20 protein-coding genes are annotated in these 24,490 nt (G+C 72.4%); 19 read left to right on the top strand and 1 reads right to left on the bottom strand.

Annotated features, from left to right (window positions below; genetic code table 11):
• The first annotated feature begins 34 nt into the window (after nt 1–34).
• From LP52_RS11910 to LP52_RS11840, 15 genes are all read left to right on the top strand, one after another.
• Complete coding sequence (locus LP52_RS11910; RefSeq protein WP_040273283.1) at nt 35–1,618, top strand: UDP-N-acetylmuramoyl-L-alanyl-D-glutamate--2,6-diaminopimelate ligase; 1,584 nt, start codon at nt 35–37, stop codon at nt 1,616–1,618.
• 367 nt (nt 1,619–1,985) lie between these two features.
• Complete coding sequence (locus LP52_RS11905) at nt 1,986–3,440, top strand: UDP-N-acetylmuramoyl-tripeptide--D-alanyl-D-alanine ligase (protein ID WP_052809749.1); 1,455 nt, start codon at nt 1,986–1,988, stop codon at nt 3,438–3,440.
• Complete coding sequence (mraY, locus tag LP52_RS11900) at nt 3,437–4,492, top strand: phospho-N-acetylmuramoyl-pentapeptide-transferase (RefSeq protein WP_040273281.1); 1,056 nt, start codon at nt 3,437–3,439, stop codon at nt 4,490–4,492. The genes LP52_RS11905 and mraY overlap by 4 nt, the downstream gene beginning before the upstream one ends.
• Nucleotides 4,477–5,955: a UDP-N-acetylmuramoyl-L-alanine--D-glutamate ligase gene (murD, locus tag LP52_RS11895; protein ID WP_084723133.1), complete on the top strand. Its 1,479-nt coding sequence runs from the start codon at nt 4,477–4,479 to the stop codon at nt 5,953–5,955. The genes mraY and murD overlap by 16 nt, the downstream gene beginning before the upstream one ends.
• Before the next feature lie 204 nt (nt 5,956–6,159).
• On the top strand, nt 6,160–7,533 hold the full coding sequence (gene ftsW, locus LP52_RS11890) for a putative lipid II flippase FtsW (RefSeq protein ID WP_040273278.1): 1,374 nt from the start codon (nt 6,160–6,162) through the stop codon (nt 7,531–7,533).
• Entirely contained in the window at nt 7,530–8,699 is a 1,170-nt protein-coding gene (murG, locus tag LP52_RS11885) for an undecaprenyldiphospho-muramoylpentapeptide beta-N-acetylglucosaminyltransferase (RefSeq protein ID WP_040273276.1), read from the top strand. Before ftsW ends, murG begins: the two co-directional genes overlap by 4 nt.
• Nucleotides 8,696–10,135, top strand: coding sequence for a UDP-N-acetylmuramate--L-alanine ligase (gene murC, locus LP52_RS11880; RefSeq protein WP_040273275.1), 1,440 nt, complete (start codon nt 8,696–8,698; stop codon nt 10,133–10,135). The genes murG and murC overlap by 4 nt, the downstream gene beginning before the upstream one ends.
• A 37-nt stretch (nt 10,136–10,172) precedes the next feature.
• On the top strand, nt 10,173–10,919 hold the full coding sequence (locus tag LP52_RS11875) for a cell division protein FtsQ/DivIB (RefSeq protein WP_040273273.1): 747 nt from the start codon (nt 10,173–10,175) through the stop codon (nt 10,917–10,919).
• A gap of 439 nt (nt 10,920–11,358) precedes the next feature.
• The gene (gene ftsZ / locus LP52_RS11870; protein ID WP_040273272.1) at nt 11,359–12,837 is read left to right on the top strand and encodes a cell division protein FtsZ; all 1,479 of its coding nucleotides are present in this window, start codon (nt 11,359–11,361) and stop codon (nt 12,835–12,837) included.
• Between the two features lie 107 nt (nt 12,838–12,944).
• A complete protein-coding gene (gene pgeF, locus LP52_RS11865) occupies nt 12,945–13,670 on the top strand; it encodes a peptidoglycan editing factor PgeF (RefSeq protein ID WP_040273271.1) in 726 nt (241 codons plus the stop codon).
• Nucleotides 13,655–14,419: a YggS family pyridoxal phosphate-dependent enzyme gene (locus tag LP52_RS11860; RefSeq protein ID WP_238580875.1), complete on the top strand. Its 765-nt coding sequence runs from the start codon at nt 13,655–13,657 to the stop codon at nt 14,417–14,419. The genes pgeF and LP52_RS11860 overlap by 16 nt, the downstream gene beginning before the upstream one ends.
• Before the next feature lie 123 nt (nt 14,420–14,542).
• Nucleotides 14,543–15,070, top strand: a complete 528-nt coding sequence (locus LP52_RS11855; protein ID WP_040273270.1) for a cell division protein SepF — start codon at nt 14,543–14,545, stop codon at nt 15,068–15,070.
• A 39-nt stretch (nt 15,071–15,109) separates the two neighbouring features.
• A complete protein-coding gene (locus tag LP52_RS11850; RefSeq protein ID WP_040273269.1) occupies nt 15,110–15,403 on the top strand; it encodes a YggT family protein in 294 nt (97 codons plus the stop codon).
• A 129-nt stretch (nt 15,404–15,532) separates the two neighbouring features.
• Entirely contained in the window at nt 15,533–16,498 is a 966-nt protein-coding gene (locus LP52_RS11845; protein WP_040273268.1) for a DivIVA domain-containing protein, read from the top strand.
• A 100-nt stretch (nt 16,499–16,598) separates the two neighbouring features.
• Nucleotides 16,599–17,843 (top strand): hypothetical protein, encoded by a 1,245-nt coding sequence (locus LP52_RS11840; RefSeq protein ID WP_040273266.1) that lies wholly within the window; start codon nt 16,599–16,601, stop codon nt 17,841–17,843.
• A gap of 231 nt (nt 17,844–18,074) precedes the next feature.
• Here the strand turns inward: LP52_RS11840 and ileS are convergent, their stop codons facing one another.
• A complete protein-coding gene (gene ileS / locus LP52_RS11835) occupies nt 18,075–21,251 on the bottom strand; it encodes an isoleucine--tRNA ligase (protein ID WP_040273265.1) in 3,177 nt (1,058 codons plus the stop codon).
• A 496-nt stretch (nt 21,252–21,747) separates the two neighbouring features.
• On the opposite strand from ileS, the gene LP52_RS11830 reads away from it, so the two are divergent.
• From LP52_RS11830 to LP52_RS11815, 4 genes are all read left to right on the top strand, one after another.
• Complete coding sequence (locus LP52_RS11830) at nt 21,748–22,011, top strand: hypothetical protein (protein WP_040273264.1); 264 nt, start codon at nt 21,748–21,750, stop codon at nt 22,009–22,011.
• 328 nt (nt 22,012–22,339) lie between these two features.
• On the top strand, nt 22,340–22,753 hold the full coding sequence (locus LP52_RS11825) for a TraR/DksA family transcriptional regulator (RefSeq protein ID WP_040273262.1): 414 nt from the start codon (nt 22,340–22,342) through the stop codon (nt 22,751–22,753).
• A gap of 35 nt (nt 22,754–22,788) precedes the next feature.
• Nucleotides 22,789–23,499 (top strand): signal peptidase II, encoded by a 711-nt coding sequence (lspA, locus tag LP52_RS11820; protein ID WP_084723132.1) that lies wholly within the window; start codon nt 22,789–22,791, stop codon nt 23,497–23,499.
• Nucleotides 23,496–24,440, top strand: a complete 945-nt coding sequence (locus LP52_RS11815) for an RluA family pseudouridine synthase (protein ID WP_040273261.1) — start codon at nt 23,496–23,498, stop codon at nt 24,438–24,440. The genes lspA and LP52_RS11815 overlap by 4 nt, the downstream gene beginning before the upstream one ends.
• The last annotated feature ends 50 nt before the right edge of the window (nt 24,441–24,490 follow it).

Below are 24,490 nucleotides of genomic sequence, written 5' to 3'. Positions count from 1 at the left end.
CCACAGCCGATAACCTCGCGACGTGCCACCGGTAATGCGACCTGACCAGACCCAGCCCCGCCCGCTGTCCGAGCTCGCTCGGCTGCTGGGCCCCGACGCGTTCGTCACCTACGTCGAGACCGCCGAGGACGGCGGCACCCACGACGGTGGGGATCCGGCGGCCGGCCCCGGCGCCACCGCGATCAGCGGGATCACCCACGACTCGCGGGCCGTGCGCCCCGGCGACCTGTACGCCGCGCTGCCCGGCAGCCGCGCCCACGGCGCCGACTTCGCCGCCCAGGCCGCGGCCTCGGGAGCCGCGGCCGTGCTGACCGATCCCACCGGCTACGACCGCGCCGCCGGCACCCGGCTGCCCGTGGTCACCGTCGCCGATCCCCGGGCCGAACTCGGCCGCGTCGCCTCCTGGGTCTACGGGCACCCCGGCGACGACCTGCTGCTGATCGGCACCACCGGCACCAGCGGCAAGACCACCGTGACCTACCTCGTCGATTCGGGACTGCGCGCCGCCGGGATGACCACCGGGCTCATCGGCACCGTCGAGATGCGCGTGGGCGGCGAGCGCGTCGCCTCGTCGCTGACCACGCCCGAGGCCACCGACCTGCACGGCCTCTTCGGCCGCATGCGCGACGAGGGCGTCGCCGCCGGGGCCATGGAGGTCTCCAGCCACGCCCTGGCCCTGGGCCGGGTCGGCGGAACGCACTACGACGTGGCCGTGTTCACCAACCTCTCCCAGGACCACCTGGACTTCCACCGCGACCTGCGCGACTACTTCGACGCCAAAGCGCGGCTGTTCACGCCCGAGTACTGCCGCATCGCGGTGGTCAACAGCGACGACCGCTTCGGCCGGGTGCTCATCGACCAGATCCGGGTGCGCGGCGACGTGCCGGTGACCACCTTCTCCACCGAGGGCGACGCGGAAGCCGACTGGCGCGCCGAGGACGTCGAGCTGGGCGCCCAGGGCAGCACCTTCCGCATCGCCGGGCCGGGCGGCATGCGCGCCGACGCCTCGGTGGCGCTGCCCGGCGCCTTCAACGTCGCCAACGCCCTGGCCGCGATCGTGGGCCTGGTCGAGGCCGGTATCCCGTTGCACACCGCCATCGAGGGCGTGGCCGCCTCCGGGGGCGTGCCGGGGCGCATGGAGCGCGTCGACGCCGGCCAGGACTTCACCGCGGTCGTGGACTACTCGCACAAGCCCGGGGCGATCGAGGCGGTGCTGACCGCGCTGCGCGGCATCACCAAGGGCCGGGTGACCATGGTCCTGGGCTGCGGCGGCGACCGCGACCGGGCCAAGCGCCCGCTGATGGGCGAGGCCGCGGCCCGCCTCGCCGACACCCTGGTCATCACCGACGACAACCCGCGCACCGAGGATCCGGTCGAGATCGTCGGCGCCATGCTCGACGGCGTCGCCAAGGTGCCGCGGGACCAGCGCGCCCGCGTCACCGTCGAGCCCGACCGCGCCGAGGCCATCGAGCTCGCGGTGCGCCGCGCCGGCCCCGGGGACGTCGTGGTGGTGGCCGGCAAGGGCCACGAGACCGGCCAGTACGTCGCCGGCGAGGTTCTGCCCTTCGACGACCACGACGTGCTGCTGTCCGCGCTGCGGCGGCGCACCGCCCACTGAGGCAGGAGGGCGCCACCACGCACGGACGAGCCATGCACACGCGGGCGCAGGCAGGTCACAGGCCTGAGTCGCCGCATCCCGCAGAGGGCGGGGCGGCGGTCTTCGCGGCACGCCGAACCAGGGGCGCCGCGGGGGCCGCGCCGCGGACCCGCGCATCAGCGGGCCCGCGGCACGGCCGACCAGCCCGGTCTGCGCACAACGCGGGCAATCAAATGTTCTAAGGTAGGTCCGGCAATCGCAGCCCGGCCCGCGGCGTATCCTCGCCGCCTCGGGGGCGACGGAGCGCGCCATCCCCTGACAACCGCGCCGTCGCCCTGGTCGAGGCGCCCCGTGGCGCAATGGGCCGGGCCAGACATGAGGAGTGGATTTGATCGCGCTGACGCTCGATCGGATCGCTGAGATCACCCAATCCCGAATAAGCGGACCGGCGCGTCCAAGCGACGTCGTGTTCGGACCCGTCGTCATCGACTCCCGGCGTTGCGAACCCGGCTCGTTGTTCGTCGCCCTCGGCGGCGAACGCGTCGACGGGCACGACTTCGCCCGGTCCGCTGTCGCCGCGGGCGCCGCGGCGGTCCTGGGATCCCGGCCGGTCGCGGCGCCGCAGTTGCTCACCGACGGAGGCGACGAGGGGGTGATCGCAGCCCTCGGGCGCCTGGCCCGGGCCGTGACCGGCGAGCTGACCGGCGCGGACGTCGTCGGGATCACCGGCTCCTCCGGCAAGACCACGACCAAGGACATGATGGCCCAGGTCCTGGACCGCCTCGGCCCCACCGTCGCGCCGTCGGGCTCGTACAACAACGAGATCGGCCATCCGCTGACCGTGCTGCGCGCCGACTCCCAGACCCGGTTCATCGTGCTGGAGGTGGCTGCCCGCGGGATCGGCCACATCGCCCACCTGTGCGACATCGCCCCGCCGCGCATCGGCGTGGTGCTCAACGTCGGCAGCGCCCACGTCGGCGAGTTCGGCAGCCGCGAGGCCATCGCCCGCGCCAAGGGCGAACTGGTCGAGGCGCTGCCCTCGGCGGCCCAGGGCGGCGTCGCGGTGCTCAACGCCGACGACGACGCCGTCATCGCCATGGCCGAGCGCACCGCCGCCCGCGTGGTCTCCTACGGCCTGGCTCCCGACGCACACGTGCGAGCCGAGGACGTCGAGCTCGACGCCTCCGGGCGGGCCGGCTTCACCCTGCGCATCGGCGAGCGCTCCGCCCCGGTACGACTCGCGCTGGTCGGCGCCCACCAGGTGCACAACGCCCTGGCGGTGGCCGCCGTCGCCGCCGAGACGGGAATGGACCCCGCGGAGATCGCCGCCGCGCTGGCCGAGGCCGGCCCGCGCAGCCGGTGGCGGATGGAGGTCACCGAGGCCCCCGACGGCGTCACCGTCGTCAACGACGCCTACAACGCCAACCCCGAGTCCGTCGCCGCGGCGCTGAGCACTCTGGAGGCGTTCGGCGGCCGGGACGGGCGCGGCACCCACGCGGTGCTGGGCGTCATGGCCGAGCTGGGGGAGACCTCGGTCGAGGAGCACCGACGCGCCGGAGCGATGGCGGCCCGCAGCGGCGTGCGCACGCTGGTGGTCGTCGGGGAGGAGGCCGGGCCCATGGCCGAGGGCGCCGGTGCCGAACCCGGATGGGACGGGGAGGTGGTGCGGGTCCGCGACGCCGACGAGGCGACCGCGGCCCTGCGCGCGCGATTGCGCGGGGCAGACGTCGTCATGGTGAAGGGATCGCGCGTGGCAGGGCTGGAGAAGGTCGCCGAGGAGCTGACGGAGGGCGCGCCGCCCGCTCAGCCGGCCGGGGAGATGTCCGGGGAGGACGCCAAGTGACCGGCATTCTTGTCGCGGCGGGCCTGTCACTGCTCGTCTCGCTGCTGATCATGCCGCTGGTGATCCGGCTGCTGTTCCGGTTGAAGTTCGGCCAGGAGGTCCGCGACGACGGCCCCGAGGGCCACAAGACCAAGCAGGGCACGCCCACGATGGGCGGCATCGTCATCATCGTGGGCGCGATCATCGGCTACTTCGCCTCGCACCTGGTGCTGATGACGCGGCCCACGGTCTCGGGCCTGCTGGTGATGTTCCTGTTCGTGGGCATGGGCACCGTCGGCTTCCTCGACGACTTCATCAAGATCTACAAGCGGCGCAGCCTGGGCCTGCGCAGCGGTGCCAAGATGCTGGGGCAGACCGTCATCGGAGCCGGGTTCGCCGTGGGCGTGACCCAGTTCCCCAACGGTTACGGCTACACCCCCGCCTCGCCGCAGCTGTCGTTCCTGCGCGACTTCGGGCCGCCGCTGCTGCTGATCGTCTTCGTGGCCTGGGCGCTGTTCCTCATCGTGGGCTTCTCCAACGCCGTCAACCTCACCGACGGCCTGGACGGTCTGGCCACCGGCGCGATGATCCTCTCGCTGGTCGCCTACGTCATCATCGGCAACTGGCAGCTGCGCCAGAGCTGCGTGGCCTACCTGGCCCCCAGCTGCTACCCCGTGCGCGACCCGCTGGACCTGGCGGTGGTCGCCGCCGCCTGTCTGGGCGGGTGCATCGGCTTCCTGTGGTACAACGCCCCGCCCGCCAAGATCTTCATGGGCGACACCGGGTCGCTGGCCTTGGGCGGGCTCATCGTGGGGTTGGCCATCACCACCCGCACCCAGCTTCTGCTGTTGGTCATCGGCGGCCTGTTCGTGCTCATCACCATGTCGGTGATGGTGCAGATCAGCTCCTTCAGACTGACCGGCAAACGCATCTTCCGCATGGCGCCGATTCAGCACCACTTCGAACTCAAAGGCTGGGCCGAGACCACGATCGTCATCCGCTTCTGGATCATCCAGGGGCTGATGGTGGGCGTGGGCATCGGCCTCTTCTATCTGGAATGGATGCCCCGTTGACCCCGGCCGACGGCAGCCCCGCGCCGACGCCCGCTCCCAGCGGCGCCCCCGCCGACCCCGCTTTCGGCGCTGCCCTGAAGGACCGCCCCGTATGCGTGGCCGGGCTCGGGGTCTCCGGGCCTCCGGTGGCCCGCGTCCTGCTGGCCCACGGCGCTCGGGTGAGCGTCGTCGACGCCCGCGAGGACGACGCGACCCTCGAAACCGCCCGCCGCCTGCGTGCCGAGGGCGCCCGCGTCCTGCTGGGCGAACACACCCTGCCCGAGGGCACCGACCTGGTCGTCACCTCGCCCGGCTGGCGCCCCGACGCGCCCCTGCTGGTCCAGGCGGGCGAGGCCGGGATCGAGGTCATCGGCGACGTGGAGCTGGCCTGGCGGCTTCGCCCGGCCGGCCAGCGGTGGCTGGCCGTCACCGGCACCAACGGCAAGACCACCACGGTGCGCATGCTGGAGGCCATGCTGCGCGCCGACGGCCGCGACGCCGTGGCCGTGGGCAACGTCGGGACACCCGTCGTCGAGGCCGCGCTGCCCGGCGAGTCCGATCCCGCCCCCGCGCTGCTGGCCGTGGAGCTGTCCAGCTTCCAGCTGCACTGGTCCTCCACCATCGCCCCCCACGCCGCGGCCGTGCTCAACGTGGCCCCCGACCACCTCGACTGGCACGGCGGCCTGGAGCCCTATGCTCTAGCCAAGGGCCGCATCTACGCGCCCGGCACGCTGCGCGTGGCCAACGCCGACGACCCGTGGTCCAGCCACCTGGCCGAGACCGCCGGCGACCCCGGCACCCCGCTGCACGGGTTCACCCTGGCCACCCCGCGCGCCGGACAGCTCGGCGTGGTCGAGGACCTGCTGGTCGACCGCGCGTTCGTGGCCGACCCCCACAGCGGTGCCGAGGAGCTGGCCGGGCTGGCCGACGTGGTGCCTGCGGCACCGCACAACGTGGCCAACGCGCTGGCCGCGGCCGCGCTGGCCCGCTCGGTGGGGGCGGCGCCCGCGGCGGTGCGTGCGGGGCTGGCCGCGTTCGCGCCCGAACCCCACCGCATGGCCCGGTTGGGCTCGGTGGCCGGCGTGGACTACGTCGACGATTCCAAGGCCACCAACCCGCACGCGGCCGCAGCCGCGCTCTCGGCGTTCGCGTCGGTGGTGTGGGTGGCCGGCGGACTGCTCAAGGGCGCCGAGGTCGAGGACCTGGTGCGCGAGGCCGCGCCGCGGCTGCGCGCGGCGGTGCTGATGGGCCGCGACCGCGAGCCGCTGCGCGAGGCCCTGGCCCGCTACGCCCCCGGCGCCGAGGTGGTGGAGATCGGCGCGCTCGGCGACGACGCCATGCCCGAGGTCGTGGCGGCGGCGGCCGGCCTGGCCCGTCCCGGCGACACCGTGCTGCTGGCGCCCGCGGCGGCCTCGATGGACATGTTCACCGACTACAAGGACCGCGGCCGCCGCTTCGCCGCGGCCGTGGCCGCGCGCGGCTGAGGCCGGTGCCCCGTCCGGCCTCAGCGGGGTGGGCGGGGCACGCCCGCCGGGGACGGCGCACGGCTCCCGAAAGCGGTTCCGGCCGATCTCGGCCACCACCTGCGTCGCGAAGAGCCCAACACGCGCGTTATGTCCGACCATTCGCCCCGCCGAGCCACCACACTTGGTCGACGCTGGAAGAACTGCGTCGGGCGGAGGGCGTCAATGGCGGTGTCGACATCGGTGCGCTCAGCCGATCGGTCCGGGCGCGGCCGGGAAGCGGGCGGCGGCGGTGAGCGCTCGTGGGTACGCGAGCTGCCCACCATCCTCAACCGGCCGCTGACCTCCTACTACCTGCTGGCCGGCAGTACCGCGCTGCTGACCACGCTGGGCCTGACCATGGTGCTGTCCTCCTCCATGGTCGACTCCTACACCGAGACCGGATCGGCCTTCTCCCTGTTCCAGAAGCAGGTCCTGGCGGCCGCCTTCGGCCTGCCGCTGCTGGTGCTCGCCTCGCACCTGCCGGTGAGCGTCTTCCGGCTCATCGGCTACCCGGCGATGCTGGTGTCGGTGGGGCTGCTGCTGCTCACCGCCTTCCACGGCGACGCCTACGGCAGCGGCGCGGTGCGCTGGCTGGAGATCGCCGGCATGACCATCCAGGCCTCCGAACCCGCCAAGCTCGCCTTCGCCCTGTGGGGCGCCACCGTGCTCGCGCGCAAGGAGGAGCTCAAGCAGCTGGGGGACTGGCGCCAGCTGCTGATCCCGCTGCTGCCCGGGTGCGGCGCCCTCGTCGTCCTCGTACTCATCGGCACCGACCTGGGTACGTCGTTCGTGCTGCTGGCCATCTTCTTGGCCCTGCTGTGGGTGGTGGGCGCCCCCGGCCGGCTGCTGGTGGCGATGATCGCCATGGTGGCCACGCTGGCCTCCATCATGATCGCGGTCGAACCCTTCCGCCTGGCCCGGGTCACCTCCTTCCTCAACCCCCAGACCGACCCCAGCGACTCCGGGTTCCAACTGCTGCACGGCCTCTACGCCCTGGGCACCGGCGGCGTGGTCGGCGTGGGCATCGGCGGCAGCCACGAGAAATGGGGATACCTTCCCCACCCGGAAAGCGACTTCATCTTCGCGATCATCGGCGAGGAGCTGGGCCTGATCGGCAGCCTCCTCGTCATCGGCCTGTTCGGCGTTCTGGGCTACGCTGGGCTGCGCGTGGCAGCACGCGTCAACGACCCCTTCGCACGGCTGGCCGCGGCCGCGATCACCGCCTGGGTCATCATCCAGGCGATGGTCAACATCGGCACGGTCATCGGTGTCATGCCCGTCACGGGAATCCCGCTGCCCCTGGTCTCGGCCGGGGGGTCCGCGCTCATCCCCATGATGATCGCGCTGGGCATCCTGCTGGCCCTGGCCAAGTCCGAGCCCGCCGCCCGGGCCGCCCTGGCGGCGCGCGGTCCCAGCCGGGTGCAAAGGGCCCTAAGCTGGCTGGGCCTGGACTTCGCGGCGATGGGCGCGGGGGCCAAGCGCCCCGCTGCCGCGGCCCAGGCCACGAACCGATCGCGCCCCACTCAGGTGCAAGCGAGGAGGAATCGGCGACGATGAGGGTAGCCCTCGCCGGAGGCGGCACGGCCGGGCATATCGAGCCCGCGCTCTCCCTGGCCGATGCGCTGATGCGTATCGACCCGCAGACTCAGATCATGTGTCTGGGCACCGAACGAGGACTCGAGAACCGCCTCGTCCCGATGCGGGGCTACGAGCTGGGAACCATCCCGGCCGTGCCCCTCCCGCGCCGGCTCACCCCCCGGCTGCTGTCGGTCCCCGGCAAGCTGGCCAGCGCCATCAGCGCCGCGGGCAACCACCTCGCCGCACTCGAGGCCGACGTCATCGTCGGCTTCGGCGGATACGTCGCCACCCCCGGCTACCTGGCCGCGCGCCGGCGCCGCATCCCGGTGGTCGTCCACGAGGCCAACCCCCTGCCCGGCCTGGCCAACCGGCTCGGTGCGCGCTTGACCGGCCACGTCTACACCGGCCACCCCCACAGCGACATCCGCCACGGCCGCTACATCGGCATTCCGCTGCGCGAGCAGATCTCCAAACTGGACCGGCTGGCCTTGGGCGACAAGGCCCGCGCGCACTTCGGGCTGCGCCCCGAGCTGCCCACTCTGCTGATCTTCGGCGGCTCCCAGGGCGCCCGGGCCGTCAACGAGGCGGCCTTCGCCGCCGCCGAGCGGTTCACCGCCGCCGGCGTGCAGGTGTTGCACGTCGTGGGCCCCAACAACGCCGAGGGCCCCGAGGACCGCACCCGCGACGGTGTGCCGTACGTGGTGGTGCCCTACGTCGACCGCATGGACCTCGCCTACGCCGCCGCCGACGTCGCCATGTGCCGGTCGGGTGCGCTGACGTGCGCGGAGCTGACCGCCGTGGGCCTGCCCGGCGCCTTCGTGCCGCTGCCCATCGGCAACGGCGAGCAGCGCCTCAACGCCGAACCCATCGTGGACGCGGGCGGCGGGCTGCTCGTGGAGAACACCGACCTGACCCCCGGCTGGATCGCCGACACCCTCATCCCGCTGCTGACCGACACCGACCGCGTGGTGGCGATGTCAGAGGCCGCATCGCGGATGGGCCGGCGCGACGCCGACACTGAACTCGCCCGCGAGGTCCTGGCCATCGCCCGCGGCGAGCGCGGCGATCCCGTCCCGGCGGAGGTCGACGAATCCGAGATCGAGGTCGACGAGTCCTTCGTCGACGACGGGAAGGACACCCGGTGAGCCTGATCCCGCCCACCGACCCCGTGCCCGTGGACAAACTGGGCCGGCTCCACTTCATCGGCATCGGCGGCGTCGGCATGTCCGGCATCGCCCGCGTCCTGCTGCAGCTGGGCGCCGAAGTCACCGGCAGCGACGCCAAGGACGGCCCGCTGCTGCACGAGCTCGCGGCCCTGGGCGCCACCACCCACGTCGGGCACGACGCCGCCCACGTCGGCACCGCCGACACCGTCGTGGTCTCCTCGGCCGTGCGCGAGGACAACCCCGAGCTCGCCGAGGCGCGCGAGCGCGGCCTGCGGGTGATCCCGCGCGCCGCCGCGCTGGGCGCGCTGCTGCTGGGCCGCCGCGGGACCGCCGTCGCCGGCACCCACGGCAAGACCACCACCACCTCCATGCTCACGGTGGTGCTGCAGCACGCCGGCGCCGAGCCCGGCTATGTCATCGGCGGCGCGCTGGTCACCACCGGCCGCGGTGCCGACGCCGGCGCCGGCGAGGTGATCGTCGCCGAGGCGGACGAGAGCGACGGCTCGTTCCTGATGCTCTCGCCCGAGATCGCCGTGGTCACCAACGTCGAGGCCGACCACCTCGACAACTACGGCGGCCTGGACGAGATCCACGCCGAGTTCGCGGCCTTCGCCGAGCGGGTCGGCGACACACTCGTCGTCGGGGCCGACGACGAGGGCGCCCGGCGGGTCTCCGAGATCGCCCGCGGCCTGGGCAAGCGCGTGCTCACCTACGGCGAGGCAGCCGACTCCGACTACCGTGTCGCCGACGTCTCCGCCGAAGGCTTCCGCACCTCCTTCACCCTCACGGCGCCCGACGCGCAGCCGCTGCACGCCGAGCTGGCCGTGCCCGGTCGGCACAACGTGCTCAACGCCGCCGCCGCCGTCGCCGTCGCCGACGTGCTGGGCTACGACCCCGAGGTGGCCGTGGCCGGTCTGGCCGGCTTCACCGGCGCCGCCCGCCGCTTCGAGCTCAAGGGCGAGGCCGGCGGCGTCGCGGTCTACGACAGCTACGCCCACCACCCCACCGAGATCGCCGCCGACCTGCAAGCGGCCCGCGCCGCTCTGGACACCCGCGGCGCCGCGGACGCATCGCCGGGGCGGGTCGTGGCGGTGTTCCAACCCCACCTGTACAGTCGCACCCGGATCTTCGCCGACGCGTTCGCCAAGGCGCTGTCCTTGGCAGACGAGGTCGTGGTGCTGTCGGTCTACGCCGCCCGGGAGGATCCCGAACCCGGTGTCAGCTCCGAGCTGATCACCCGCGGGATCACCCACGCCACGGTCGGCTACGAGCCCGACCGCGCCGAGGCGGTCGCGCGCGCCGCGGCCGCCGCCGAGCCGGGCGACATCGTGCTGACCATGGGCGCGGGCGACGTCACCGAACTGGGGCCGCGGATCGTCGAGGCACTGTCGGCGCTGGAGCAGGCCGCCGACTAGGCGCCTGCCCACCGGGCGGAAAGGCGGCGAGAGCAGCGTGAGCGCGACCACCGGGCAGACCGCCGCCCGCGCCGGCGAGTCCGAGCAGCGCACTGCGGCCCGCCGCTCCGATCCCTGGAAGGTCGCCTTCGTGGTGCTGCTGATCGTGGCGGTGCTGACGGTGGTCGTCTGGGTGCTGCTGGGCTCGCGGCTGCTGGTGGTGCGCCAGGTCGAGGTCACCGGCACCTCCCGGCTGGAGGCCGACGGGGTGGTGGCCTCCGTCGACGTCCCCACCGGCACCCCGTTGGCCCGTGTCGACACCGACGCGGCCCGAAGCCGCGCCGAGGAGCTGCGGCTGGTGGAGTCGGCCGAGGTCGTCCGCAGCTGGCCGGCCGCCCTGCGGGTGGAGGTCGTCGAGCGCACCCCGATGATGGCCATGCGCGCCGGCGACGGCTTCCGGCTGATCGACGGCGACGGCGTGCGCATCGCCGATACCGACAAGCGCCCCGACAACTACCCGCTGATCAGCGTCTCCGGTGAACCCGAGGGCAGCCCCGCCGTCGCCACCGCCGCGACGGTTCTCGAACGCGTGCCCGCCGCCGTCGGCGGGCGCATCGACACCGTCGAGGCCGGCGACGGCGACGCCGTCGAGCTGACTCTGGACAGCGGCGCCACCGTCTCCTGGGGCACGCCTCAGCGCTCCGAGCGCAAGAGCACGATCCTGACCGTTCTGCTCAACGAACACCCGCCCGGTCCCGACCGGCACTACGACGTCAGCGCGCCGGAGATGGCCGTTGTCGAGTGAGGCGCCGGGCGGAGCGCCGCGTCGGGCGGCGGCGTGCAGGACAGCGGACGGCGCGCGGCCCGAACAGCGCGGTGTCCGGACGCGACGCGCCGGGTGGGACATCGCCTCGCTGCGCGACACGCCGTTAGGCTGAACCCGTGGTTAGTTGCCTGTAGCCAGGCAGCGGCTTACTGTCGGGAAGCAATACCGTTGGTTGACATAAGTATGGACCTGACACTTTAGGGCGGTTACGGCGGGAAGCACCCAGGAGGGGGAACCGCCCGGCTGCGAGCCCGAAGCCCTGCATGGGAACCCGATCGGCCCCGCGCCGGTCTGAGGGGGCCCAGTGGAAAGACTGTAGAACCGGACAGCCGATCGGTTCGTTCGCCGCCGCAGTGCGGCAGATTCCGCTGAGGCGGAACGGCGCGATCGGCCGATGCGAGCGGAAAGGCCCCTCGTCGTGGCAGCACCGCAGAATTACCTCGCGGTCATCAAGGTCGTCGGAATCGGCGGCGGCGGCGTCAACGCCGTCAACCGGATGATCGAAGAGGGACTCAAGGGCGTCGAGTTCATCGCCATCAACACCGACGCTCAGGCGCTGCTTATGAGCGATGCCGACGTCAAGCTCGACGTCGGACGCGAACTCACCCGCGGGCTCGGCGCGGGCGCCAACCCCGACGTCGGGCGCAAGGCCGCCGAGGACCACCGCGAGGAGATCGAGGAGGTCCTCAAGGGGGCCGACATGGTCTTCGTCACCGCCGGAGAGGGCGGTGGCACCGGCACCGGCGGGGCTCCGGTGGTCGCCGACATCGCGCGCTCGCTGGGCGCGCTGACCATCGGCGTCGTCACCCGGCCGTTCGGCTTCGAGGGCAAGCGCCGCGCCACCCAGGCCGAATCCGGGATCGCGATGCTGCGCGACGAGGTCGACACCCTCATCGTGATCCCCAACGACCGGCTGCTGTCCATCTCCGACCGCCAGGTCAGCGTGCTGGACGCGTTCAAGGCGGCCGACCAGGTGCTGCTCTCCGGTGTCCAGGGCATCACCGATTTGATAACCACGCCAGGACTGATCAACCTCGACTTCGCCGATGTCAAGTCGGTAATGCAGGGTGCGGGATCGGCGCTGATGGGGATCGGCTCGGCCAGGGGTGACGACCGCGCCGTGGCGGCGGCGGAGATGGCCATATCCTCGCCGCTGCTGGAGGCCAGCATCGACGGCGCCCACGGGGTGCTGCTGTCCATCCAGGGCGGATCCGACCTCGGGCTGTTCGAGATCAACGAGGCCGCGCAACTCGTGGCGAACTCCGCCGCACCCGAGGCCAACATCATCTTCGGCGCGGTCATCGACGATGCACTCGGCGACGAGGTGCGCGTGACGGTCATAGCGGCCGGCTTCGACGAAGCGCGCAACGAGGCCGCCGCTCCGCCGCAGAGAGCCGCGGTCCCGGCACCGGAGCCGCAGCAGGTCCGCGAGCAGCCCGCCGCCCCGGCCGTCGAGCAGCGGCAGCCGGCGCGCTCGGCCGCCGAGGAGCCGCGTCCGCAGGCCGCGGCCGAGCCCGCGGCTCCCGCTCGGGACCCCGAGCCGGTCCGCGAACCGGCGCCCGAGCCCGTGCGCGAGCCGGTCCGCGAGGACCCGCCGCAGCGGACCCAGGCCGCCGTCGAGCCCGAGCCCGAGCGCACTCCCGAGCCCGAACCGGTGCGCACGGAGCCGCCGCGGGAGGAGGCCCGGCGCCGCGAGCCCGACCCCGAACCCGTCGAGGCCGAGGCCGAGGACGACGCCCGGGACCGGGGCATCGGCGCCGTCGACGACGACTACGGTCAGGTGCGCGGCACCGGGACCGACGGCCAGTACTCGCCTTCGGGCGAGGTGCCCACGCCGCGGCGCCGCGTGGTCTTCGACGACCCCGACGACCTCGACGTGCCCGACTTCCTGAAATAGCACGGCCCATCGCGGCGCTTGAGCGTACCGGTGGCGGGACCTCCCGCCACCGGTACGCTTTTGCGCGTCCCGACCAGTGCAGAGGATGCGGAGGAACTGCGCACACCATGAGTGCCGTGATCGAGCTGGGGCCCGGAGTGCAGGCCGGCTTCACCCAGCGCTACGACGGCGGGATCAGCACCCCGCCGTTCGACACCCTCAACCTCGGCCACGGAGTGGACGACGCCCCCGACGCCGTCGCGGAGAACCGGCGCGTGGCCGCCAAGCGCCTCGGTTTCTCCGCCGAGCGCGTGGTGTGGATGGACCAGGTGCACAGTGCGCGGGTGGCGAGAGCCACCGAGCCCGGTAGCGCCGGTAGCGTCGACGCCGTGGTGACCGACCGCGCCGACCTGGTGCTGGCGGCACTGGCCGCCGACTGCCTGGTGGTGCTGGCCGCCGACGCCGATGCGGGGATCGTCGGCGCGGCCCACTCCGGCCGCCTGGGCACCCAGCAGGGTGTCGTTCCGGCGATGGTCGCCGGGATGGCCCGGCTGGGTGCCGAGCCCGCTCGCATCAGCGCGGTACTGGGCCCGGCCGTCTGCGGCTTCTGCTATGAGGTCGGCCCCGACGTGCAGGCCGAAGTCGCGCGCAGCGTCCCCGAGGCGGCGGTCCGCACCAGGGCGGGCACCGCCGGTGTCGACCTGCGCGCCGCTGTGACCGCCCAACTACGCGCGGCCGATGTCGGCCATGTCTCCTCCGACGACCGCTGCACGCTGGAGAGCCCCGAGCTGTTCTCGCACCGCGGCGGTGCCCCCACCGGCCGCTTCGCGGGATTCGTGTGGAGCACGCAGTGACGGCCGCGGGACCGGAGGCCGGTGGAGCCGGCGCGTCGGCGCGCCGCGAGCGGATCGGCGCCAACCTCGCTGCCCTGCGCGAGCGTATCGGGGCCGCCTGCGCCGCGGCCGGGCGCGGCCCCGAGGAAGTGACGGTCGTCGCGGTCACCAAGACCTTCCCCGCCTCCGACGTCCGCATCCTCGCCGAGTCGGGAATCACCGACGTGGGTGAGAACCGCGACCAGGAAGCCGCGCCTAAGGCGGCCGAATGCGCCGACCTGGATCTGAGGTGGCACTTCGTGGGCCAGCTGCAGACCAACAAGGCCCGCTCGGTTGCCCGCTACGCCGACGTGGTCCACTCCCTCGACCGTGCGCGGCTGGCGTCCGCCCTGGGCAGACACGCCCGCGCCGAGGGCCGCGAGGTGGCGTGCCTGGTCCAGGTCGACCTCGATCCCGGTTCCCGGGCCGGCGTGCTGGGGCCGCGCGGGGGCGCCGACCCCCGCGACGCCCTGGCCGTGGCCGACGCCGTGGCGGCCGAGGACGGGCTCGTCCTGGGCGGAGTCATGGCGGTGGCGCCCCGCGAGGGCGATCCCGCTGAGGCGTTCGCCCGGCTCGGTGCGGTCGCCGCCGAGGTCCGGGATCGTTACCCTCGGGCGAGGACGGTCTCGGCAGGGATGAGCGGGGACCTGGAGGCGGCGGTCCACCAGGGGGCGACACACCTGCGGGTGGGAACGGCGTTGCTCGACGATCGCGGCCCGAACGTGGGGTAATGTCCCCACATGGACATTGGCGCCCATCTGTCGAGTTCGCCCGCGAGACGGGGGCTCGGGAGGGGCCCGACATGGACTGAGTCATCTGCGGTGCCGCACCACAGGGACGACGGAGGGCAAGAGATGGCCGGCGCGATGCGCAAGATGGCGGTCTACCTCGGCCTCGTGGAGGACGACCGCTACGATCACCGCTATGCGGACGAATACGATGACTTCGACGACTTCGACGAAGGCATCGAGGGCCGGCGGGACCGGGATCTCGATCACCACAGTGGCGACCCGCGCATCGACTCGTTGACGGATGCGGATGACTACACCATGTCTCCTGCGGACAGGCGCACTCCGACCCACACCGCGCCCGCGACCGCCGATCTCGCACGTATCACCACGCTGCATCCCCGGACGTACAACGAGGCGCGTACCATCGGAGAGTACTTCCGAGAAGGTGTGCCGGTGATCATGAACCTCACCGAGATGGTCGACAGCGACGCCAAGCGTCTGGTCGACTTCGCGGCGGGGCTGATCTTCGGGCTTCATGGCAGTATCGATCGCGTGACCACCAAGGTGTTCTTGTTGTCCCCGGCTAATGTTGAGGTGACTGCTGAAGACAAAGCACGGATCGCTGAGCGAGGGTTCTTCAACCAGAGTTAGATCATCACAGACGTCCAGAGATGGGGTCCGGGAACGGCCGTGAGTATCGTCCAGTCCGTCGTCATCATCCTGCTGAACCTGTTCATGCTGGTGTTGATCGGGCGGCTCGTCTTCGAACTCGTACAGGCGTTCGCGCGGTCGTGGCGACCGACCGGGTTCGTACTGGTGCTCGCGGAGACCGTCTACACGATCACCGACCCGCCCTTGAGGTTCCTGCGCCGGTTCATCCCGCCGATTCGCCTGGGGGGACTGGCGCTCGATCTGAGCTTCACCGTCCTCTTCCTCATCGTGGTGATCCTTCTCCAGATCGTAAGTTCGGTCTCGTTCACCTAAAAGGTCACAGATGTCGGAAAAGTAAGCCCTGGTTTCGATATGTGGCCTTGGTCATGATCTGGATTGCCGTAAGGTCACGATCAGGTAGCGTCCCTACGGACACAGTCCAAGCGCGCCAAGGAGACGAACATGCCGCTGACACCCGCGGATGTGCGGAACAAGCAGTTCAGTACCACCCGGCTCCGGCCGGGTTACGACGAGGAAGAGGTCGACGCGTTCCTCGATGAGGTCGAGACCGAGCTCGACCGCCTGATCCAGGAGAACGAGGAGCTGCGGGGCAAGCTCGCGGAGTGCCTGCGCGGCAAGGTGCCCAACGCCGGGATGCAGGACTTCCAGCAGCAGCAGCCCCAGGAGCAGCAGCTTCCGCCGGAGCCGCCTCAGCAGCAGCCCGAGCCGGCCCGCCAGGAGCAGCCCCAGCCCCAGCCTCAGGCGCAGCAACAGCAGCAGCCCCAGCAGCCTCAACCTCAGCAGCAGGCGCAGTCGCTGGAGCAGCAGATCCCGGCGATGGCGGCCAACATGGGCCTGCCCGGGTCCGAGGAGAACATGGACACCGCGGCCCGCGTGCTGGCGCTGGCTCAGCAGACCGCCGACCAGGCGATCTCCGACGCGCGCCGCGAGGCCGACGAGACCCTCGGCCGCGCCCGCCACGAGGCCGACGACATCCTCGGCAAGGCCCGCCGCCAGGCCGAGCAGATCGTCAACGAGGCCCGTGCCCGGTCCGAGAACCTCGACCGCGACGCCCAGGAGCGCCACCGCCAGGTGATGGGCTCCCTCGTGCAGCAGCGCGAGGAGCTGGAGCACAAGGTCGCCGAGCTCAAGGACTTCGAGCGCGAGTACCGCAGCCGCCTGAAGGACTACTTCGAGCGCCAGCTGCGCGAGCTCGCCGAGGGCGCCAACGAGCACAACTCCGGCCAGCAGCAGAACCCGAACACGACCGGCGGCTTCCAGACGATGACGCCCACCGGCGGCAATCCGGGCATGCCTCCCGGCGGCCCGGCCAACGGCGCACCCTCGGGCGGCAACCCGTTCGCTCAGCCCGAGCCCGCGCAGCACGGCGGCTACCACCCCGGCGAGGCTCCGCACGAGCGTCGCTGACCCGCTGCGATCCAGGCGCGCGAGCGACTGCGGTGACGGACTGTGCCGCCGTGGCGTGTCAGCGCACAACAGAACCCTTGAGTGAAAGCTCTCCTATTCCGTGTTCATCCTCAGTCTCGCTGTCCTGGTGGCGGCTCTGGCGGTCATCGCCTTCGGTGTGGTGTTCGCAGAGACGGCGCTGGTCTACATCGCGCTCGTACTGGGCGGCATCGGTGCGGTGCTGCTCGTCGCCGAGGCGGTGCGATCGCGCGAGTACCTGAGGCAGAGCTCTGCGAGTGAAGCGGCGTTCAGCGGCGCCGGACGGTTGCGGGCACGGACGGACGGTTTGGGGAAGGCGTCCGTCCCCGCCCAGCCTCCGGGCACGCCGGCGGAACCCGCAGCACAGGAGGGTCGCACCACCGAGGGGGCGGCAGAGGCGACCGGGAGCGTATCCGCGCAGAGCGCGGCGGCTCCCCGAACAGTGCGGCCCGCAGGGCCGCCCTCCCACCCTCTGCCCAGTCAGCCCGATGAGGGCGCCGTCGCCCCGGGCACCTTCGAGCACGCAGGCGCCTCCGGCGTACAGGAGACGCCTGCCGACGACGGCGTCCCCGAGGAATGGGCCGCGAGGGACTTCGACGGAGCCGAACCGGCGCCCGCCCCGGACCCCGGCGGTGCCGGTCCGTCCGAAGAGGCGCCGACCGCGTCCGCGGCGGAACCCGCGGGCGGATCCGTAGCCGGGGAGACCGCGGAGTCGGCGCAACCCGCCCAGGAGCCCGAGACCGAGCCCCCCGCCGGTGTGCCGTCGGCGCAGTCGGCGGACGTGTCTGCGCAGGACCTTCCCGTCGACGAGTCCGACAGGGACCTCTCCTTCAGCGCCTTCGTGGGCGGCCTGAGCGGGAGTGGCGACAGCGGGGCGACGGCCGGCCCCGGCAGCGAGGAGGCGGGAGCCGGCTCCGACGCGAGCGCGGACTACGCCTCCGGGGGAGTGGGGGTCCCGGACGAGGCGGTTGCGGACGAGGTGCCGACGGAGTCCGAGGACGGCGATTCCGTGCAGGCGGCCGAATCCGAGCCCGCCGAGGAGTGGAACGCAGCCCCGGCAGCCCCCGCGGCGGACGCCGACCCCCAGACAGAACCCATCGACCTGCGCGCGGCCACGGCCACCGAGCCGGAGGAAGCTCCGGCCCCGGAACCGGAGGACTCCCCGGATACCGAGCCGGAGGAAGCCCCGGGCAGGGATCCGGCGGCCGAGGAGCCGGAGCAGTCCTCGGCTGAGCCGGCCGACCGGCCCGGCGACGCGGCTTCGGCCGCGACGCACACCGAGGCGCAGACCACGGCGGACGACGCCGAGTCCGAGAAGGACCGCTAGCGCGCCATTCCGCCGCTGGGCCGGACTCCGGTGCGGGAATCCGCCACAGCAGGCCGCACCCTCTTCGGTGCCCCGCCCGCCGCCTTCCCGGAGGGCTTCCCGGTGCGCGGCCCTGTGCCCGTCACCGCGCGTCCCCGGCGACGGGAACACCCTCGCCCGCCCCGGCCGAGTGGAGCCGGGTGCCGGCGGGACGGGCGCCGTCCCGCCGGCAACGGACGCCGACCGCCGTCGTCAGGCCGCCTTGCGCAGGTGGACCGTTACGCCGAAGTCCTCCGAGGTGGTGCTGTGGGCGTCGCCCTGCGGGGCGCCCTCCGTGACGCTGACCGCCAGCACCTCTCCCGCGATCGTGCGCTCGTGCTCGTGGAGCGCCCGGGCCGTGACCGGATCCTCGGCCGACCACCACAGGTCGATCCGGTCGGAGATCTCCAGGCCGCCGGACTTGCGGGCGTCCTGGATGAGGCGGACCAACTCGCGGGCCAGACCGGCGCGCTGCAGCTCCGGCGTGATCTCCAGGTCCAGCGCGACGGTCTCGCCGCTCTCGGCCGCCACCGCCCAGCCTTCCCGCGGCTGCTCGCTGATCAGGACCTCGTCGGAACTGATCTCCACAGGCTCGCCCTCGACCTCGATGTGGGCCCAGCCTGTCGAGCGCACCTGCTCCACCAGCGCGCGGGCGTCGGCGGCGCCGATCGCCTCGGCCACCAGCGGGGTGCGCTTGGCGAACCGCTTGCCCAAAGCGCGGAAGTTGGGCTTGACCGTGTGCTCCACGAGGTCGCCGTCCACCGCGGAGAGCGGGTCGAGCTCCTGCACGTTGAGCTCCTCGGCGATCTGGTCGCGCAGCTGTTCGGGGAGCCGGGCGAAACCGGCGGCGCCCACCAGCACCCGCGACAGCGGCTGGCGGGTACGCACTCCCGAGTCCACCCGGGCCGCGCGGCCCAGCTCCACCAGCCGCCGGGTCAGCGCCATCTGCTCCGACAGCTCGGTGTCGACGAGGTCCTCGCGCGCCTGGGGCCAGTGCGCCAGGTGCACCGACTCCGGTGCCTCGGGCCGGCGCAGCGCCGCCCAGACGTGGTCGGTGATGAAGGGCACCAGCGGCGCCATGACCAGGGTCAGCGACTCCAGAGCCTCGAACAGCGTCGCGAACGCCGAGTTGCCCTCGGGGGTGTCCGCCCCCGCCCAGAACCGGCGGCGCGAACGGCGCACGTACCAGTTGGACAGGTCGTCGACGAAGGTCGTCAGCAGCCGTCCCGCACCGGCGGTGTCGAACCGGTCGAGGGCCTCGCCGACGCCCTTGACGACACGGTTCAGCTCGGAGAGCAGCCACCGGTCCAGCAGCGGCCGGTCCTGGGGCGCGGGTGCCTCGGCGAGCCTGCCGTGGCTCCAGGCGCCGCCCGCGCCGGCGTAGAGGGTGAAGAAGGAGGCCGTGTTGTAGTAGGTCAGCAGGACCTTGCGGACGATCTCCTCCAGCGCCTCGTGGCCCACGCGGCGCGGCATCCACGGCGACCCGCTGGCGACCATGAACCACCGCAGCGCGTCGGCGCCGTGGCGCTCCATGACGTCCATGGGCTCAAGCACGTTGCCGAGGTGCTTGCTCATCTTCCGGCCGTCCTCGGCGAGGATGTGGCCCAGGCAGACCACGTTCTCGTAGGAGGAGTGGCCGAAGACCAGGGTGCTGACCGCCATCATCGAGTAGAACCAGCCGCGGGTCTGGTCGATGGCCTCGCAGATGTACTGGCCGGGGAAGGTGGCCTCGAAGGCCTCGTTGTTGCGGTGCGGCGCGCCCCACTGGGCGAACGGCATCGCGCCGGAGTCGAACCACACGTCGATGACCTCGGGCACGCGCTCGGCGCGGCCGCCGCAGTGCGGGCAGTCGAAGGCCACGTCGTCGACGTGGGGCCGGTGCGGGTCGAGCGTGCTGAGGTCCCGCCCGGCCAGCCCGCCGAGCTCCTGCAGCGAGCCCACGACGGTGTAGTGCTCCTCGGGGCAGACCCACACGGGAAGCGGCGTGCCCCAGTAGCGGCTGCGGGAGAGCGCCCAGTCGATGTTGTTGCGCAGCCACTCGCCGTAGCGCCCCTCCTTGACGTTCTCGGGGAACCAGTTGGTGCGCGCGTTCTGCTCCAGCAGCTCGTCCTTGATCGCTGTGGTCTTGATGTACCAGGACGGCAGCGCGTAGTAGAGCAGCGGCGTGTGGCAGCGCCAGCAGTGCGGGTAGCTGTGCTCGTAGGGCTGGTTGCGCAGCAGCAGCCCCCGTGCCCGCAGGTCCTCGACCAGGGCGGAGTCGGCGGTTTTGAAGAAGGTGCCGCCGACCAGGTCCAGGCCGCCCTCGAAGGTGCCGTCGGCGCGCACCGGGTTGACCACGGGCAGCCCGTAGGCGCGGCACACGGTCATGTCGTCGGCGCCGAAGGCGGGCGACTGGTGGACCAGTCCGGTGCCGTCCTCGACGGTCACGTAGTCGGCCAGCACGATGAAGTGCGCGGGCTCGTCGAAGGCGACGAGCTCGAAGGGGCGCTGGTAGGTCCAGCGCTCCATCTCCGACCCCTCGAAGCGCTCGCCCGTCAGCGTCCAGCCCTCGCCCAGGGCCGCGGAGACCAGCGGTTCGGCGACCAGCAGCCGCTCGGCGCCGTCGGTCGCCACGACGTAGGCGACGTCGGGGTGCACCGCCACCGCGGTGTTGGAGACCAGCGTCCAGGGGGTCGTGGTCCATACCAGCAGGGAGGTGGGCCGCTCGGGGCCGGCCAGCGGGCCGGAGGTGACGGGGAAGCGCACGTAGACCGAGGGGTCGGTCACGGTCTCATAGCCCTGCGCGAGCTCGTGGTCGGAGAGCGTGGTGCCGCAGCGCGGGCAGTAGGGGCTGATGCGGTAGTCGCGCACCAGCAGGCCCTTGTCCCAGATGGTCTTGAGCGCCCACCACACCGACTCCACGTACTCGGGGTCCATGGTGCGGTAGGCCTCGTCCATGTTCACCCAGTAGCCCATGCGCTCGGTCATGGCGGTGAACGCGCCCACGTTGCGCAGCACGGACTCGCGGCAGTGGGCGTTGAACTCGGCGACGCCGAACTCCTCGATGTCCTTCTTGCCGCTGAGGCCCAGCTCCTTCTCCACCGCGACCTCCACGGGCAGGCCGTGGCAGTCCCAGCCGGCCTTGCGGTCCACGTGGTAGCCGCGCATGGTCTTGAAGCGGGGGAAGACGTCCTTGAAGACCCGCGCTTCGACGTGGTGCACGCCGGGCTGGCCGTTGGCGGTGGGCGGGCCCTCGTAGAACACCCAGTTGGGGTTGCCCTGCGACTGCTCCAGGGAGCGTTCGAAGATCTTCCGCTCCGACCAGCGCTTGAGCACCTCGTGCTCGGTGGCGGGCAGGTCGATCTGGGACGGAAGCACGGGGAAGGAACGGGCGGCGCTGTGGTCGGGCATCGGGCTACCTCTCACCAGGGCATCGGCTTGACCTGATGGAGGGACGAGGCTGCGGGCCCCGCGGTACCACCCTCCTTGGGCGAGGCGGGCCTGCCGCCTCGTCCCCTCTCGCTTTGCGCGGCTGCCGGGTCTACTGGGCCGGCGCGCAGCGCGCACCGGGCCGTTCTTCCGGCGGCTCCGGGGTGATCTTCCCGACGGTCGTACCCCCGGGCTCCCACCGTCCCCGGGTCGCTCTGGGCCGTGTCCGAAGGTACTCGTCCCCATCCACACCGTGCCGTGCCCCGAGGATAGCCCACCTCGGGGACATGCTCGGGCGATGTGCGCGCCGCGGCTCCGGGCGGTCCGCGCGGCTCCGCCGCACCGACCTCGCGGGAGCCGCCGCCGATCGCTCGGTGCATACTTGCGTGCCGAGCCGTGTCTCCGCGGCGGCCCGCCGCTGCGCAGGACGCGGCCGAGGGTAAGGCAGCACATGGCGATCGACGAAAGGAGGCGGTCCGTGGCCGCGACCGGACAAGAGGGCACCGTGCTCGTGACGCTCTCCGAGCGGGAGGACGCCGAGGAACTGGCCGAGCAGCTGCAGGACCAGGGGTACGAGCCCTGCGCCGTGCATCGCGTCATGCTGGCCGGTGAGGACGACGCCGAGGACGTCGATTGGGTGATCGAGGTGAGCACCGGCCCGCACGGCGGCCCGGCCACCTTCGACGAGCCGCATCTGCAGGTGCTCGCCCAGGACTACGGCGGGTTCGCCAGGCCGCAGTAGCGCCGGCCCGGGGGCGCGCCCGGGCCGGCCGGCGCGCCGCCCCCGGAAAGGCGTACGGGGACCGCGGATCGGGAACACAAGGGGGACGGATGGGCAGAAGGCCCGGAGTGTTCCCCGCTGGGTTGTCGATGGTTGATTCGCTCTCGACGGGCGTTTAAGCTACCCGGCATCTTGTGCGGAGAGTCGCCGACGTTGGCGAAACCGCACGTCAGAACGGGGTTGGTGGCCGCCGCTGACGCGTGCGGCCCAGGGGGTGAGGTGCCTGATGGCGTCAACGACCACGACCGGAACGTCCGGCGAAGAGGCCCGCGGAAGAGGGGACGGGGTTATGGCGAGCACGGTGAACGCGGCCGATCTCCCCGTACGGCCCGGGGAGGACCCGTGGACCGAGTCCGAGTTGGCCGAGGTCCGCAGCGGCCTGGACTCCGAGATCGCCGAGCTGCGCGAGGGCATCGCGGCCGCCGAGTCGGAGCTGGCCGAGCGGCTGTCCGATTCGGTCGAGGGCGCCGGCGACGATCCCACCGACACCGGCGCCAAGGCCTACCAGCGCGAGCACGACCTGGCGCTGAACTACAATAGCCGTGAGCTGCTCGCGCAGAGCGAGCGGGCGATCCAGCGAATGGACGCGGGGACCTACGGGGTCTGCGAGTCCTGCGGCAAGGCCATCGGAAAGGCGCGGCTGCAGGCGTTCCCCCGCGCCACATTGTGTGTGCAGTGCAAACAGCGCGAGGAGCGTCGCTGAGTGACGTCGAGCCCTCCGGGGCCCAAGATCGGACGGTGAACGGACCCGCCGCGCGTCGGCCGCGGCGGTTCGTTCTGTTGTCGGCCGTCGCGGCAGCGGCCCTGGCGGCCGACTACGCGACCAAGGAGGCGGCGTTGTCCGCCTTCGCTCCCGGCGAGTCGATGCCGGTGGTCGGCGACCTGCTGCAGTTCACCCTCGTGTTCAACACGGGGGCGGCCTTCTCCATGGGCCAGGGCATGCCCTGGCTTTTCTTCCTCATCGCCGTGGGCGTGGTCGGCTACATCGTGTTCATGGCACGCAAGCTGGCCAGCAGGTCCTGGGCCGTCGTGCTCGGGCTCATCATGGGCGGCGCGCTGGGGAACCTGGTCGACCGGGCGTTCCGCCCGCCGGCGCCGCTGCACGGCGCGGTCGTCGACTGGATCCGGGTGCCCAACTGGCCGGTGTTCAACATCGCCGACTCCTGCATCGTCGTGGGCGGTGTCCTCGCGGTGCTCCTGGCCTTCCGCGGAGTCAACATCGACGGCAGCCGCGAGTCGGACGAGCCGAGCGACGCGGACTCCGGCGGACCGCAGGCGGCGCAGGACGGCGAGGCGGAAACGGAAGAGCCCGCCGCCGACGGCCGCCCCGGTGCCGGCGGTCCCGGTGCCGACAGCGCGGCCGAGGACGGGCCCCTCCCGCCGGACTCGGCGCCCGAGGCGTCGGAGCCATCCAGCGCACGGCGCGACGACGGAGGGCAGAAGCCATGAGCACGCAGGCCGGCGCCGGCGACCACCGCGGCATGCCCGTGCCCGACGGCGTCGAGGGCGAGCGCATCGACGCCGCCATCGCCCGCATGTTCGGGTTGTCGCGCACCCGCGCCGCCGAGATCATCTCCGAGGGCAACGTCGCCGTCGACGGCGGTTCCGTGGGAAAGTCCGACCGGCTGGAGGCGGGCACCTGGCTTGAGGTCACCCTCCCGCCGCCGCCGGAGCCGCCCTCGGCGCGCGCCGAGCCGGTACCGGGGATGGGCATCGTCCACGAGGATGCCGACATCGTGGTCGTGGACAAGCCCGTCGGTGTCGTGGCCCACCCCACGGTGGGCTGGACCGGCCCCACGGTGCTGCAGGGACTGCTGGCCTCCGGTATCGAACTGGCCACCAGCGGCGCCGCCGAGCGGCAGGGCATCGTGCACCGGCTCGACGCCAACACCTCAGGGCTGATGGTGCTGGCCAAGAGCGAGGCCGCCTACAGCGTCCTCAAACGCGCCTTCAAGGAGCGTGTGGTCGACAAGGTCTACCACTCGCTCGTGCAGGGCCACCCCGATCCGCTGCGCGGCACCGTCGACGCTCCCATCGACCGCCATCCCGCCGGAGACGGCCGGTGGGCGGTCGTGGCGGGTGGGCGGCCCTCGGTGACCCACTACGAGACCCTCGAAGCGTTCCGCGCCGCGAGCCTGCTGGAGATCAAGCTGGAGACCGGCCGCACCCACCAGATCCGGGTGCACATGGCGGCGCTGCGCCACCCCTGCGTGGGCGACCACCTCTACGGCGCCGACCCCGCGCTGGCCGAGCGCCTGGGGGTGCGGCGCCAGTGGCTGCACGCCATGCGCCTGGGCTTCGAGCACCCCACCCGCGGCCACCGGGTGGAGTTCGAGAGCACCTACCCCGACGACCTCGCCGCGGCACTGCACCTCCTGCGCGAAGACTGATCCCCCCGAACCCTGCGTTGATCTTGTACCTGCAGGCACGGAAAACGTTA

The organism is Streptomonospora alba, from assembly GCF_000826685.1.
In the GTDB taxonomy this organism is placed as follows: Bacteria; Actinomycetota; Actinomycetes; order Streptosporangiales; family Streptosporangiaceae; genus Streptomonospora; species Streptomonospora alba.
This window is presented reverse-complemented; position numbering and strand designations above follow the sequence as displayed.

Excerpts from the sequence above, each read along its gene's own strand:
- LP52_RS11910 (WP_040273283.1), top strand. The coding sequence starts at position 35 with ATGCGACCTGACCAGACCCAGCCCCGCCCGCTGTCCGAGCTCGCTCGG.
- murD (WP_084723133.1), top strand. The coding sequence starts at position 4,477 with ATGGATGCCCCGTTGACCCCGGCCGACGGCAGCCCCGCGCCGACGCCC.
- ftsW (WP_040273278.1), top strand. The coding sequence starts at position 6,160 with ATGGCGGTGTCGACATCGGTGCGCTCAGCCGATCGGTCCGGGCGCGGC.
- murG (WP_040273276.1), top strand. The coding sequence starts at position 7,530 with ATGAGGGTAGCCCTCGCCGGAGGCGGCACGGCCGGGCATATCGAGCCC.
- pgeF (WP_040273271.1), top strand. The coding sequence starts at position 12,945 with ATGAGTGCCGTGATCGAGCTGGGGCCCGGAGTGCAGGCCGGCTTCACC.
- LP52_RS11855 (WP_040273270.1), top strand. The coding sequence starts at position 14,543 with ATGGCCGGCGCGATGCGCAAGATGGCGGTCTACCTCGGCCTCGTGGAG.
- LP52_RS11845 (WP_040273268.1), top strand. The coding sequence starts at position 15,533 with ATGCCGCTGACACCCGCGGATGTGCGGAACAAGCAGTTCAGTACCACC.
- ileS (WP_040273265.1), bottom strand. The coding sequence starts at position 21,251 with ATGCCCGACCACAGCGCCGCCCGTTCCTTCCCCGTGCTTCCGTCCCAG.
- LP52_RS11825 (WP_040273262.1), top strand. The coding sequence starts at position 22,340 with ATGGCGAGCACGGTGAACGCGGCCGATCTCCCCGTACGGCCCGGGGAG.
- LP52_RS11815 (WP_040273261.1), top strand. The coding sequence starts at position 23,496 with ATGAGCACGCAGGCCGGCGCCGGCGACCACCGCGGCATGCCCGTGCCC.